Origin of the sequence: Mesobacillus sp. AQ2, assembly GCF_030122805.1 — a bacterium.
GTDB lineage: Bacteria > Bacillota > Bacilli > Bacillales > Cytobacillaceae > Mesobacillus > Mesobacillus oceanisediminis_A.
This window is the reverse complement of record NZ_CP126080.1, coordinates 1,594,384-1,607,522: the sequence shown is the minus strand read 5'-3', so window position 1 is coordinate 1,607,522 and position 13,139 is coordinate 1,594,384. Positions and strand designations below refer to the sequence as shown.

The 13,139-nt window shown below is 42.3% G+C and carries 12 protein-coding genes; 4 read left to right on the top strand and 8 right to left on the bottom strand.

What is annotated here, in order from left to right:
• Positions 1-209: 209 nt before the first annotated feature.
• From QNH36_RS07905 to QNH36_RS07895, 3 genes are all read right to left on the bottom strand, one after another.
• Positions 210-1,787 carry a PAS domain-containing sensor histidine kinase gene (locus tag QNH36_RS07905; protein ID WP_283905022.1) on the bottom strand — a complete coding sequence of 526 codons (1,578 nt, stop codon included), beginning with the start codon at positions 1,785-1,787 and terminating at the stop codon, positions 210-212.
• A 155-nt stretch (positions 1,788-1,942) separates the two neighbouring features.
• Entirely contained in the window at positions 1,943-4,237 is a 2,295-nt protein-coding gene (locus tag QNH36_RS07900) for a thiamine pyrophosphate-dependent enzyme (protein WP_283905021.1), read from the bottom strand.
• Positions 4,237-5,250 carry a 2-oxoacid:acceptor oxidoreductase family protein gene (locus QNH36_RS07895; RefSeq protein WP_144474664.1) on the bottom strand — a complete coding sequence of 338 codons (1,014 nt, stop codon included), beginning with the start codon at positions 5,248-5,250 and terminating at the stop codon, positions 4,237-4,239. Before QNH36_RS07895 ends, QNH36_RS07900 begins: the two co-directional genes overlap by 1 nt.
• A 345-nt stretch (positions 5,251-5,595) precedes the next feature.
• Between QNH36_RS07895 and QNH36_RS07890 the strand changes: the two genes are divergently transcribed.
• Both QNH36_RS07890 and QNH36_RS07885 read left to right on the top strand, forming a co-directional pair.
• Positions 5,596-6,639: an acyltransferase family protein gene (locus QNH36_RS07890; protein ID WP_283905020.1), complete on the top strand. Its 1,044-nt coding sequence runs from the start codon at positions 5,596-5,598 to the stop codon at positions 6,637-6,639.
• Positions 6,640-6,776: 137 nt separating this feature from the next.
• Positions 6,777-8,537, top strand: a complete 1,761-nt coding sequence (locus tag QNH36_RS07885) for a B12-binding domain-containing radical SAM protein (protein ID WP_251542277.1) — start codon at positions 6,777-6,779, stop codon at positions 8,535-8,537.
• A 15-nt stretch (positions 8,538-8,552) separates the two neighbouring features.
• On the opposite strand, the gene QNH36_RS07880 is transcribed toward QNH36_RS07885, so the two are convergent.
• The gene (locus QNH36_RS07880) at positions 8,553-8,699 is read right to left on the bottom strand and encodes a hypothetical protein (RefSeq protein ID WP_222125049.1); all 147 of its coding nucleotides are present in this window, start codon (positions 8,697-8,699) and stop codon (positions 8,553-8,555) included.
• Positions 8,696-8,857: a hypothetical protein gene (locus QNH36_RS07875; RefSeq protein WP_186326636.1), complete on the bottom strand. Its 162-nt coding sequence runs from the start codon at positions 8,855-8,857 to the stop codon at positions 8,696-8,698. The genes QNH36_RS07880 and QNH36_RS07875 overlap by 4 nt, the downstream gene beginning before the upstream one ends.
• A 136-nt stretch (positions 8,858-8,993) precedes the next feature.
• Between QNH36_RS07875 and QNH36_RS07870 the strand changes: the two genes are divergently transcribed.
• Complete coding sequence (locus tag QNH36_RS07870; protein WP_144474661.1) at positions 8,994-9,341, top strand: DUF3905 domain-containing protein; 348 nt, start codon at positions 8,994-8,996, stop codon at positions 9,339-9,341.
• 32 nt (positions 9,342-9,373) lie between these two features.
• On the opposite strand, the gene QNH36_RS07865 is transcribed toward QNH36_RS07870, so the two are convergent.
• Positions 9,374-10,729, bottom strand: coding sequence for a TrkH family potassium uptake protein (locus QNH36_RS07865; protein ID WP_144474660.1), 1,356 nt, complete (start codon positions 10,727-10,729; stop codon positions 9,374-9,376).
• Positions 10,730-10,940: 211 nt separating this feature from the next.
• On the opposite strand from QNH36_RS07865, the gene QNH36_RS07860 reads away from it, so the two are divergent.
• Positions 10,941-11,141 (top strand): alpha/beta-type small acid-soluble spore protein, encoded by a 201-nt coding sequence (locus tag QNH36_RS07860; RefSeq protein WP_144474659.1) that lies wholly within the window; start codon positions 10,941-10,943, stop codon positions 11,139-11,141.
• Positions 11,142-11,232: 91 nt separating this feature from the next.
• Here QNH36_RS07860 and QNH36_RS07855 read toward each other — a convergent pair whose 3' ends face one another.
• Both QNH36_RS07855 and sigI read right to left on the bottom strand, forming a co-directional pair.
• Positions 11,233-12,312, bottom strand: a complete 1,080-nt coding sequence (locus tag QNH36_RS07855) for an anti-sigma factor domain-containing protein (RefSeq protein ID WP_144474658.1) — start codon at positions 12,310-12,312, stop codon at positions 11,233-11,235.
• Positions 12,309-13,055 carry an RNA polymerase sigma factor SigI gene (sigI, locus tag QNH36_RS07850; RefSeq protein ID WP_283905385.1) on the bottom strand — a complete coding sequence of 249 codons (747 nt, stop codon included), beginning with the start codon at positions 13,053-13,055 and terminating at the stop codon, positions 12,309-12,311. The genes QNH36_RS07855 and sigI overlap by 4 nt, the downstream gene beginning before the upstream one ends.
• Positions 13,056-13,139 lie beyond the last annotated feature (84 nt).

Genomic DNA, 13,139 nt, shown 5'->3' with positions numbered 1-13,139 from the left:
CCTCCATTATTTCATGATCATCTAATTAGGTATACATCTAATATATAGCATCTTCCGTTATTTGAAAAGCTCTTTTCATTTTCACTTATTTCACATTGCTCATTATGGTTTAAACAGAGTGATTTTCTTCCAAAACTGGCGAAGCCCTATCTTGATAAAATTCTGAGAGACTGTCGCTCAACAAGATCAAAAAAACGCCTGATTATCATTCAATCAGGCGTTCCTTCAGTGATTGGCAAATACAGATGGAAAGTAGTTCCGTGTCCCAGTTCGCTTTCTACTTCAATCGTTCCTCCATGTTCTTCAATAATTTTGAAACTAACCATTAGTCCCAGGCCAGTTCCTCTTTCTTTTGTTGTGTAAAATGGTTCCCCAAGCTTCTCAATTTTATCAGCAGGGATTCCCTCTCCCTCATCCTTGATTGAAATATGTATCTTGTTCCCTGGTGCCTTGCTGATTTCAATATATACGAATCCGCCTTTTGGCATGACTTCAATGGCATTTTTTATGATATTGATAAATACTTTTTTCAACTGATTCGGTTCACAAAAGAGATTGGGTAAACTGTCGTCATAAATCGTCCTGAATTGAACGTCATGGAGGACTGCCTGTGCTGTCAGAAGGTCAACGGTCTCCTTCATTATTTTCGAAATATCTTCTTTGACATACTTAATGGCCTGCGGCTTGGCAAGGATGAGGAACTCATTTATGATCGAGTCTATCCTCTGGAGTTCTGATTTGATCACCTGGAAATAAAGGGAATACTTATCACCCGAGCTGTTCTCAAGAAGCTGGATGAATCCTTTGAGCGCAGTCATTGGATTCCGGATTTCATGAGCTATCCCAGCTGCCAGCTCCCCTAATATATTCAAAGTGTCGGATTTTCGGAGCTGTGCTTCCATTTCGACTTTTTCAGTGATATTCCTGAAGATAATCAAATTCAGGGTGTCGACCAGATGCCGTTTGACCGTGTATTCAAAATGCTTCAACCTGCCATCTTCATATGGGATGGTAATCCTTCCATCCAGCCTTCCTTTTCGCATCAGTTCTTCAATCTTGTCATCAATCAGGGCTTCGGATAATCCAAGGCTAAGGAAAAGCTTCCTGAAATTTTCTTCTTCCAGGCCTTCTGGCTTCAATCCAAGCTTCGCCATGCCGGAAGGGTTGATTTCATAGTGTTTGCAATTTTCATCCCAGAGAATCATGCCCTCGATTGACCCCTCAAAGATTTTCCTGAACCTCTCTTCGCTCTTGCGTATTTCCTGTTCCATTCGGAATCGATCACTTGCATCCCGCACAATCGTCATATGGTACCCGTCACCAGCATTTAGCTTGACGGTAAATTCAAGAAGCCGTTTCTCCCCGCTTGGCAGCAAGAAGAACGCTTCCTCACGCAGCGCGCCTTTTTCTTTGATGATTTTTTTCATTTCGCTATATTTCTCATCTTTTTGATAAATAAAATCCGAGATTTTATGTTTCACTAATTCATCCAGAGTAAGGCCAAAAATTTTGCAGGTCGCTTGATTTGCTGCAATGATCTGTCCAGATGTCCCCCAAAACACAATGCCGTCAAGCGCTTCGCGGAATAAGCTTTTTAATAAGCCTCCGTCATCGAGAAATCTTTCATCTAAATTTGTTTGGCTGGCATCTGGTTCCACATCGAATGAACAATCAGCGGCTGCTTGCTGGTCTTTTACCATCTCTTTTAAAAAGGAATTTTCTTTTTCTAAAGCGGCTATTTTTCCCTTCAGTGCCTTAATATCATCCCGTCCATTAGCACTACTCACCAGAAAGCCTCCTTGTCGGATTCCCATTTTTCTAGTAAATTCTACATTGATGTTGAAAATCCCTTTAATTTCGTGATTATTTCCTGCTTATTTACAAGACTTTTTGGCAGACACTGTTGAAAAAAAAAGCCGGGAATCCCCGGCTTCTTAAATTCTTATAAATATTCGTTTTCGTGCTTTGCCTTAAGGCGCTGCCATCTTTTTTCAACTTCTTCTTCGAATTCAACAAGCATGTTTTTGTTTTCTTCTTTTAACAAATGCTTTGTTTTTCCCATATATTTTAGCCAGTCTGACAGATGGATTTTCTTGTTTTTCGCTTCAGGGTCATATGTTATATTCGTGATTCCCTGCTCCACTTCATAAAGCGGGAAGAAGTTGGAATTGACTGCTGCTTCAACGATCGTCTGTCCATAGCGATCTTCGGACTTCCAGTTAAGCGGACAAGTGATCAGAAGCTTGCCATACACAGTTCCCACGTTCTGGGCATACCATTGTGCCTTCGCTGCCTTTTTCAAAAGATCCTGAGGGAATGCCTCTGTACCCGTGAAGACATAAGGTATATTGGTTGAAGCCATGATTTGTGCAGTATCCTTATGGTGGAACGCCTTTCCTTTTTGGGCCTTTCCTACATTCGATGTGCTGGTCATATGGCCAAATGGAGTGGAATATGAAAGCTGCGAACCTGTATTCATATATCCCTCGTTATCATATTCAAGCATGATCAGTTTATGGCCGCGCAGCGCTGTTCCGATTGCCGATCCCATACCGATGTCCATGCCGCCATCTCCGGTTACCATAACAAATGTGGCATCTGCTGACACTTCGATTTCACCGCGGCGCTTCAATTCAAGGAATGCCTCCAGTGTCCCTGACAGTGTTGCTGCCCCGTTCTGGAACAGATTATGGATCGTCGTCTGTTTATGGGATGTGTGAGGATATGCTGTTGTAACAACATACGCACAGCCCGTCTGGAACAGGATGACAAGATCTCCTTCTATGCCTTTGAAGAACATTTCAAGTCCGCCAAAAATACCGCAGCCAGGACATGCACCATGGCCTGAGGCAATCCGTTTTGGCTTTGAAGTCAGCGCCCTTAATGGCGGAATTTTAACATTCAGTTTGTTTTTCTCTTCATCCCTAGTTACCTGGATGAGTCCTGATTTATACACATCACCATGCTGAGGTTCAATGACAGTCTTCAATGTTTTATCGGGTTCGCCAGGAATATGTCCGTAGTAGTCGAAAGGTTTTTCGGCGTAGCCTTTTTCCATAGCATCCATCGCCAGAGCAAAAAATGCTTCAGCATCATCTGCATAAAAGTCCTTGCCGCCCAAGCCGAACACCCTGCTCTGGACGATGGTTCCATTGTTCCTGTCTTCCTGAAGCGCGGACTTGATTTCGTGCGTCAGGTTCGGGCCATGTCCGCCGTAAGAATCTGCTCTTTCCCCAACAAGAAGGGATTTCACATTCTTTAAAGCTTCCCTGATTTCCTGAGCAGGGAATGGACGGATAATGTTAGGGCTAATGACGCCTGCCTTGATTCCTTGCTCCCTCAGTCTGTCTACAACATCCTTGGCAGATTCTGCAGCTGAGTTCAAAAGAAACAGCGCTACTTCCGCATCCTCCATTTTATAGAGATCGAGAATGTCATAATTGCGGCCTGACAGTTTTGCATACTCTGCAGCCACTTCCTTATAAACATCTTTCGCTCTGTATATTGCTTCTGATTGCTGGAAGTGGTTGTTGATCAAGTCGTCGCCATTCATGTGCGCACCAATCGTCAACGGCTTCTTAGGATCTCGCGCGAAATTGTATTCAGTCGGTGCCTCTCCAACAAATTTTTGGACGACTGCACGATCCTTGAAATAATTCACTTTCCGCTTTTGATGTGATGTGAAGAAGCCATCATAGGCAACCATCACCGGCAGGCGGACATCGGAATGCTCAGCTATTTTCAGCGCCATGATATTCATATCATAAACCGCCTGAGGCGTTCTCGCTGTCAGGATCACCCACCCGGTATTCAAGGCAAAATACAAATCTGAATGGTCGCCGCGAATATCAAGCGGACCGCTGATTGAGCGTGTGACCAGGTTCAGTACCATCGGATACCGTGTGCCGGATTGGACCGGAAGCTGTTCAAGCATGTACATCAATCCATTCGCGCTTGTTGCGTTGAACACGCGCGCTCCCGTTGCAGCAGCTCCATAGCAGATTCCCGCGGAACCATGCTCGCCATCAGCAGGGATCAACTTGATATCATGCTCTCCCCTTGCTTTCATCATGTCCAGATACTGGGCGACTTCTGTTGAAGGGGTGATTGGAAAATAGCCCATGATATGATAATTGATCTGAGCTGCAGCCATTGCCGCCATTTCATTTCCCGATTCAAAAGTGGCCACCTGCTCTGCTGTGCTCATTGCTTTTATATTCTCTTCAAGAATGGACATTAAGAAACCCCTCCAGTCACATAAGGATAGTTTTGTTTTACTTGATTTTCCTCAGCATAGCCGATCATTTCCCTCAGTTCGCTTAATGCTGATGTAGGACATGCCTCGACACATTTCAGGCATCCTTTGCAATATTGGTAGTCGATTCCCTTCAGGAACATTTGCTTTCTTCCGCGCTTATCTTCGCCTTCTTCCCAGACAAAGCAATAATCAGGACATGCAGTGTCACATGCCGCGCAGTTGATACAGTCTGCCTGGTTGAATTGCGGCACGAATCCCTGTCTGGAACCGCTTAAATCTTTGAGAATGCTGTTTGCCTGGGCAGTAATGACTCCGCCAAGACCCTGTGTTTCATAGCCTAGCAGCGGTATTGGACGCTTGAAATCTTTGCCCTGTGCTCCTTCTTCAAGTTCGTATGTCTTGAATTGGACCTCATTATAGCCCCTTTCGAATGTTCGAATGTTTGGTTCTACCAAATGAGGATATTTCTTTTCGAAAGTTTTACGGATTACATGTTTCATTGCTTCAGGATCAAGAAAGTCAATAATGCGGTACAAAGCTCCAAGCATCGCAGTATTCACCTTCGTTTTTTCCTCGACGGCAATCGAAAGTGCATCGACAATCGCGAGTGTTCCATATTCGAGCTGAAGGTCTTGTTTGATATCATCAAAATCCCTTGTTGAGTTAACGAGCAGGATTCCATCCGGGCGCAAGCCGCTGACAACGTCAACCGTTTTGTAAAGCGCTTCATGGAAGACACCAACAACATGCGGCTCTTCTATCGGACTATGGACCCTGATTTCAGTATCTGGATCACAGAACCGGACAAAACTTTTTACCGGCGAGCCTTTTTTCTCGGAACCATATGAAGAAAAGTTGGAACCATTCAGCCCAAGACCAAGAACTCCTGCTTCGGCAAGCATCTTTCCGGCAAGGTTGGCGCCAAGCCCCCCAATCGATTCAAGCCTTATCTCATAAAACCCTAATTCATTCTTCTTCGGTAAGATAGACATAATCTCCCTCCCCAATTTTGTTGTTAAGGTAATTGAATGTGAACATTCCCCACTTTTAATTTTATAGATAACAAGATCATTAAGCTGTGACATATATCAAACATTTGAATTTTTTTATTAGAACACACCCAAAAATTATTCACTTAATCCGTATGCTATAATGGATTCCTTTTATATAACAGAGATGAAATTGTATTAATACAGCACTTAACCCTGATTCAGGAAACGATTCCTGAACCAGGAACCAGTTCCTTAATTTTGAGCAAATAGCCTGGTTTGTCTTTGTCCTGAAAAGGGTAAATATAGGTGAGTATTTTTTGGGGGTCTCTAATTAAGGGAGGAAATATGAAGAAGCGAGATTACTACTTTGACAATGCCAAGTTCATCTTGATTTTTTTCGTCGTATTTGGCCATCTTTTGCGCTCGTTCATTGAAGACAATGAAATGATCTACAATATTTATAAAGTCATATATACATTCCATATGCCAGCCTTCATCCTGGTTTCAGGCTTTTTTGCAAGAGGCTTCAACAAAAAGGGTTATGTAATGAAAATAGCCAAGAAATTGATTCTGCCATATTTCATTTTCCAGCTCATCTATTCAATTTTTTTCTATTTTCTATACAGCAAATCGACCTTTACGATCGATCCGCTGAATCCGCACTGGTCATTATGGTTCTTGATCAGCCTGTTCTGCTGGAACCTTATGTTGATTGGTTTTGCAAAGCTTAGCGCACCTACAGGTCTTTTGATTGCTTTTGGCTTGGGGCTCGGTGTAGGCTATGTTGACTGGATATCCAATTATTTGAGTCTATCCAGGACATTCGTATACTTTCCATTGTTCCTGCTGGGATACCATTTAACGAAGGACCATATTAAAACATTGACAAGGCCTTCGTTTAAAATTGGCGCGCTCATTTCATTCACAGTCGTTTTTTTAGGATTCTACTTCAATCCGGATATTGACTATAAATGGCTTCTTGGATCAAAGCCCTATTCTATGATGGAAGCTGCATCGATTTCAAGCATGTTTACTCGCTTAAGCTTTTACCTGTTAAGTCTGCTGATGGTATTTAGCTTCTTGACAATCGTGCCTAAAAAGCAATATTTCTTTACTGATCTTGGGAAAAATACACTTTATGTGTATTTACTGCATGGTTTTTTTGTCCGAGTTTTCCGCGAAAGTGAGGTCCAGGACTTTTTCCACAGTCCCGAACGTTTTATCCTGCTCGCATTCATCGCCCTGGTGCTGACTCTCTTGCTGTCAAGCAAATATGCGGCCGCATTCGCCCAGCCGCTAATCGAGTTCAAGACATCAAGAATCAACCGCCTTAAAACCAGGATTGGAGCCATCGTCCGCTTTTATCGCAGAAAAATGTTGAGCCAGTAGATATGACTAGAAAAAGAGCCATTCATCGAGAATGGCTCTTTCCTTTTCTTCAACAGGATTCAGCCTGTCTTTTTTGTCTAAACTGAGCTATAATTGGAAGTTGACTTGTTGTGGATTTTTATAAAGGAGATTTTAAAATGAATATCGTCTTAACAACGCTAAACGCGAAGTATATACACACGAACCTTGCCATCAGATATCTTAAAGCATATGCTCAGCCGGAATATGATGCGACCATTGCTGAATATACAATAAAGGATCCCGTAATCAATATAGTGTCAGATCTGATCCAAAAGAAACCTGATGTAATTGGTTTCAGCTGCTATATTTGGAACATCGAAGAAACCATTAAAGTCATTAAAATGATCAAGAAAATCAATCCGGACATCCTAATTGTCGTGGGAGGCCCGGAGGTTACCTATGATGTCCTGGAATGGATGGAAAAAGTGCCTGATTTTGACGTGATTGTCATAGGTGAGGGTGAACAGACATTAAAGCAGCTTCTGGCAGGTTTTTCAAACGGACGTGACTTTTCAGAAGTACATGGCATCGCCTACCGGAATGAAGGAGGCATCCAGCTGAACCCTCAGCGCAATAAGCTTGACTTAAAAGACCTCCCCTCTCCCTATCGCTTCGAAGAGGATGCTGACCATCTTTCAAAAAGGGTAACTTATGTTGAAACAAGCCGCGGCTGTCCATTCAGCTGCCAATTTTGCCTCTCATCCATTGAAGTCGGTGTCCGTTACTTTGATAGGGAGAAGATTAAGGATGATATCCGCTATTTAATGGCAAATGGTGCGAAGACCATTAAGTTCGTGGACAGGACTTTCAATATTAGCCGGAGTTACGCAATGGAAATGTTCCGTTTCCTCATTGACGAGCATCTCCCTGGTACGGTGTTCCAATTCGAAATCACTGCCGACATCATGCGGCCCGAGGTGATCGCTTTCCTGAACGAGGAGGCACCTGCCGGCTTGTTCCGCTTTGAGATTGGGGTACAGTCAACGAATGATTATACAAATGAACTGGTCATGAGAAAACAAAATTTCGATAAACTGAAACGGACTGTCACCATGGTCAAGGAAGGCGGCAAGATCGACCAGCACCTTGATTTGATTGCAGGTTTACCTGAAGAGGATTATCATTCCTTCAAAAAAACCTTCAATGATGTATTTGCGATGAGACCGGAAGAATTGCAGCTTGGATTCCTGAAGATGCTCAGAGGGACTGGATTAAGGCTGAGAGCCGCAGACCATGATTATGTCTATATGGACCATTCGCCATATGAAATCCTCGGGAATAATGTACTTGATTTTAATGACATCATTAAGATCAAACAGGTTGAGGATGTGCTTGAGAAGTATTGGAATGACCACAGGATGGATAATACAGTCGAATTCCTGGTTACAAAGGTTTTTCCATCCCCATTCGATTTCTTCCAGGAATTCGGCTCATACTGGGAAACAAAAGGATGGTCGAGGATTGGCCACCAGCTTGAGGACTTATTTAAAAGACTTTACCAGTTCCTGCAGGAAAAAGGTGTGGAGCACCTTGAGCAAATTGTCAGTTTGATGAAATACGACTATCTCGCCAGCATGAAATACAAGCCCCGAAAGCCATGGTGGGAGCTGTCATCTGATAAGAAGCAGCGATCTGATTTATATAGAGAAATCATTAAGAATCCTGGGGCCCTTGGCCAGGAGTTCATGAATTTGAAGCTTAATGAAAAGGATCTGTACAAACATACCCTGCTAGAAGATATCACAATCAATCTGGATTTACTGATCAAAGATGGAACAATAGAGGATTCACCGTCACATATCCTTGTCTATTTTGATTCCAAGTCAGAAAAACCTCAATTTTTTTCCATTAAAAAGGAAGATCTTAAGCCGGCTTGATTCAGCCGGCTTTCTTTATTTGCAGTCCTTTTCAGCTTTATGTTTCGCCTTTTTACCAGCAAACGGCTGTTCATAAAACTTTCCCGCATTAATATCGCCAAATTCCATGCCGAACTCAACGTTCAAAGGCTTCTGGTGACGCGCCTCATGCTTTTTCATCATGCTCTTCCTTTCCTGCCCTGCTTTGAATTCCTGTTCGCAAATTTCCCCGGATCTTCACCATGAGCAAATTCAGCAGAAAATTCACTTTCCTGAAGATTTTTCTTAGGCGTGTTTGTATATTTAGCCACTGCATTTCTTTCTGCCTTCCGTTTAGCCATTCTGAACACCTCCATCCTTTATTTTTTTCAATCGGTGATTTGCTATGTACAGTTTTGATTACCTTATTTTACAAACGGAACTGTCTTATAAAAAGCGGCATACAACAAAAGATAAACTCAAAAAGGAGGAGCAGAAATGGCGAAAAAAGATCCTGAGCTGAAACCAATGGATATTGAGGAAACATTGCCCCATCAAATCAACGCTCCAAGCTTCAAGGATACCGGGATAGAAATGAAAGCACCATTTAAGAATGAGCACGGTGTCATTATCGGAGACAGTCTTTACGCTTCTGAGGATTCACCGCTGGAAAATTGGTCGGATGAGACGGATCCGGCCGTCATGGCTGGCGACGAATGGGTCCATCCTACCAATGACATTGGCTGGAACACAGCAGAAAACAGGGAGCTTCTCGAGGAAAAGAGAAAACCACAGGGCTATCCATTCATGCATCCAACAAAAGATGTTAGCAAGGGACAAGATTAAAAAAATCCGGGAATTCTCCCGGATTTTTACATTTATCCAATAATCACACGTTCCTTAGGATAACCGATGCTTTCCTTGGTCGTTTTGCCGCCGATAATCAGCAGGAAGGAAATGACTCCTACTCTTCCGATGAACATCAGGATGATCAGAATCAATTTGCCGATATTTGAGAGATCAGGTGTGATTCCCATCGATAATCCTGTGGTCCCAAATGCTGATGCTACTTCAAAGATAATCGCCAGCAATTCATGGTCCTCTGTCACCATCATGATAATGACAGCAAGAAAACAAATCATGACTGCCATAATTGAAACAACCAGGGATTTGATAATATCATCCTGGTGCAGTTCCCTGTTGAAGATCTTGATTGCTCTTCTTCCTCGGGCAAAATGATAAAGGAACAAGAGGTTCAGTGCAAAAGTAGTCGTACGGATTCCACCGCCAACAGAGCTTGGTGAAGCACCTATAAACATCAGGGCTGCCATCAGGAATAGTGTCGGGTCTGTAAAATCATTGACATCCATAGTCGCCATACCGCCACTTCTTGTTGTCGCCGATTGAAAAAATGCATAAAAGAACGAATCAAGCCAAGACTTATCTGAGAAGAAATGGTTGAATTCCAGACCCCAAATAGCGATTGTTCCGAAAATCAAGAGAATGAGAAACGTCAGTGTAGTGATCTTCAGGAAAAGTGAAAAATGAAATGGTGTACTCTTTTTTCTCCTGAAAAGAAAACTTTTCAATTCTATCAGCACAGGGAAACCAATTGCCCCTAGTGTAATCAAGAGAATATTGATTATCACCACAAAATAATCCTGGGCGTACGGAATCAAAGAGGCTCCTGTAATATCGAAACCTGCATTGGTTGTAGCACTTACGGATGCAAACAAACCGTGGAGAAAAGCTTCCTGCCATGTTGGGAAGTATTGAAGAAAATACAACCCTAACAATAATGCACCGACTAACTCGATAATGACAATAATGACCAGAATATCCTTCAGCATTTTTACTAGTCCGGACATACTGGTCTGGTTCTGATCCATCATAATCAGCCTGCGTTCTTTCAAGCCAATTTTCTTCCTGATGATCAGCCAGAAAAAGGTGCCAAGCGCCATGACGCCTATACCGCCAAACTGTAGCACAAACATAAGGATAAAGATTCCTGTAACAGTGAAGGTGTCGTGAAGTATGACAACCGAAAGCCCTGTGACACTGACAGCACTTGCTGCAGTGAACAAAGCGTCCATAAAAGTCCATTTTGCACCGGGCTGTATGGCAACTGGCAAGCTCAATAGAATCATTGAGACAATTACCGCAATTAAATAATACGCCACAATGATTTGTGCCGGAGCTAATTTGTCTAATCTTCTTCTAATATTAGTCCACATGATTGAATCCTTTCTGGCCTAATTCATTATTATCTATGATAAAGAAAACCAATTGATTAATAAAGTGTTTTCTGCAGTTACCTTGATATTGTACATTTCCGGAAAACTTTATCCAAAATATTAAAAGTTACCATTCATGTTCTCACCAGGATTGACAAAACTATCGTTACAGAGAAATGATCTCTGTAATCGACTCAAAGGAGATGACGGCATGGCTCGAAATTCAAATAAATTGCTTGTGCCTGGTGTGGAACAATTTATGGACCAGGTTAAATATGAGATTGCACAGGAATTCGGTGTAAGCCTCGGTTCTGATACTGTTTCAAGAGCGAATGGTTCAGTTGGAGGAGAAATCACCAAGCGTTTAGTTCAGCAGGCTCAGGCCCAGCTTTCTGGACAAAGACAAGAATAAATCAATCAATTCCTCAGCAATATCATCTTGGCTAAAACTGAATATTGACATGGAAAAAGTCCGGAATCATGTTCCGGACTTTTAAAATTCTCTATTTTTTGCCTGAGTTGTCTTTTGTGGTGTTCCCTGCGTTTCCTCTTCGGCCATTATTGTGGTTTTGATTCTTGTTCGTTTTTTTTTCTTGTTTGTAAGTTTGTCCGCTTTGATCAGGCTTAGTTCTCCCATTATTAGCATGATTGTTATTTGAGTGGCTATTGCTGTTCAATACGGCATTATTTTTCTCATTCTTTATATCAGGAGCTGGATTCCTTCGCGGTTCTGAATTTGAATTGCCTTTTGGAGGCTCCGGCTTTTCTTTCTTTACCTGGCCGGGTGCTTCCTTCTTTTTTTGCTCCGGCTCCGGTTCCTGCCTTACAGGCTGTTGGACTGGCTCCTTCTTCTCTTTCTTCGGCTCGGCTTTCTTTTCTTTTTCAACCGGCTTTGCAGCAGGATTCGGTGCAGCAGATTTTTGCTTCTCTTTATACACACCAGTTGTAACACCCTGCTTAACAGCCTTCTCCCTGTCTTCATTTGTTGCTTCCATTAACTTAAGGTTCAGGTCTTCATCAGTTGTTGTCTTCTTAATTTCAGCAATTTTTTGTTCCAATTTCTGGTCCACTGATTTTCTTGCCTTTGTATTATGGACAGTAGCAATGACGACTTCATTCTTATTGTTGAAATATCCCTGGGCTTCGATTTTATCAAGGATCATCTCTGCAACAAGGGCGGCATCTTTCTTCTTCCAGCCCTCAATTTCTGTGATAATTTCTTTCCCCTCAGGATTGTACCCTTTCATTTGAAGAACCTTCAAATCATCATTGACCGCCAATTCAATGCTCGGGTTCACATCTATGGACATATATGCGTATACCTGTCCGTCCTGGTATACCGGCAGGATCGCGGCCATAACGAGCATAAGCGCTGCAGCCAGCATAATTGACCTTGCCTTAAGACTAGTTAAAACTGAAACGTCGAACTTTTTTCTCTTTACTGTTTCCGATTCTGGAAAAAAGTGAATTTCTTCTCCAACCTGATAGTCTTGCTGAAGCTTTCGGGCGCGCAAAAACTCGCCTTCGGGGGTCAACAATGTTAGGTATAGCTCATTGATTTCAAGGATTACTCCTTTTCTCATGTCTCCAACACCCCTTTAATATAATCCTTTAAAAACACATAATCCCCAATTAAAATAAGTGCAATTGCAATAATATATTTTCTGTTTCTCTCTATAGTTTTTCTGCTGACTTTGACCATTTCTTCCAGTTGCTTGATTGGCAATCGTTTTTTCTCAAGCAGCAAGCCCTTCAATTCTTCATTTTCTACCATCGCCTTCGCGACGAGCATGGCATTTTTCCGGGCATCAGCATGCTTTGGTGATTGCACCAGTAAGTCCTGGAATGACAAATCAAATTCAGATAATATCGTTTGGAATTGGATGATTTCTTCTCTTCTCAGTTCCTGTTCTGTCTTTTTACGGAACTCATCAAGTGAAAGTTCATCTTCAAGTGTTGACCGATGCTGCTCTTCCTCATTTGGGTCATTAGCGATATTAAAGCTCAGGTTTTGATTCCTGCTCTGCTGGCGGATATAATCAATTACCCTACGCTTGATCATTACTTCTGCAAAACTTAACAAGGAATTCCCTTTTTCGGATGAATATTTCTGGATTGCCTCATTAAAGGCGATGAGGCCAATGCTAAATTCATCGTCAGACTCATGTATGTACCTCTTGCAGACAGACGAAACAGTCTTGGCAATAAAAGGTTTGTAAGAATCAATTAATTCTTCTCTAAGTGCAGCATCCCCCTGGTGGATTTTCTCAACGGTTTCTTCCAGCGGCCTGCGCTTTTTCTTTGCCATGAACAATAAACTTAGCAATAGCCTCACCTCTTTTCCTCCACACATTATATCATATCTGTCAATTTCTCTATTGTGGTTAGGCAGGGAAAAGATAGCCGTTAC

What these genes read in the sequence shown, in the direction of transcription:
- QNH36_RS07900 (WP_283905021.1), bottom strand. Translation starts at nt 4,237, where the DNA reads ATGTCCATTCTTGAAGAGAATATAAAAGCAATGAGCACAGCAGAGCAG.
- QNH36_RS07895 (WP_144474664.1), bottom strand. Translation starts at nt 5,250, where the DNA reads ATGTCTATCTTACCGAAGAAGAATGAATTAGGGTTTTATGAGATAAGG.
- QNH36_RS07890 (WP_283905020.1), top strand. Translation starts at nt 5,596, where the DNA reads ATGAAGAAGCGAGATTACTACTTTGACAATGCCAAGTTCATCTTGATT.
- QNH36_RS07885 (WP_251542277.1), top strand. Translation starts at nt 6,777, where the DNA reads ATGAATATCGTCTTAACAACGCTAAACGCGAAGTATATACACACGAAC.
- QNH36_RS07880 (WP_222125049.1), bottom strand. Translation starts at nt 8,699, where the DNA reads ATGATGAAAAAGCATGAGGCGCGTCACCAGAAGCCTTTGAACGTTGAG.
- QNH36_RS07875 (WP_186326636.1), bottom strand. Translation starts at nt 8,857, where the DNA reads ATGGCTAAACGGAAGGCAGAAAGAAATGCAGTGGCTAAATATACAAAC.
- QNH36_RS07870 (WP_144474661.1), top strand. Translation starts at nt 8,994, where the DNA reads ATGGCGAAAAAAGATCCTGAGCTGAAACCAATGGATATTGAGGAAACA.
- QNH36_RS07865 (WP_144474660.1), bottom strand. Translation starts at nt 10,729, where the DNA reads ATGTGGACTAATATTAGAAGAAGATTAGACAAATTAGCTCCGGCACAA.
- QNH36_RS07860 (WP_144474659.1), top strand. Translation starts at nt 10,941, where the DNA reads ATGGCTCGAAATTCAAATAAATTGCTTGTGCCTGGTGTGGAACAATTT.
- QNH36_RS07855 (WP_144474658.1), bottom strand. Translation starts at nt 12,312, where the DNA reads ATGAGAAAAGGAGTAATCCTTGAAATCAATGAGCTATACCTAACATTG.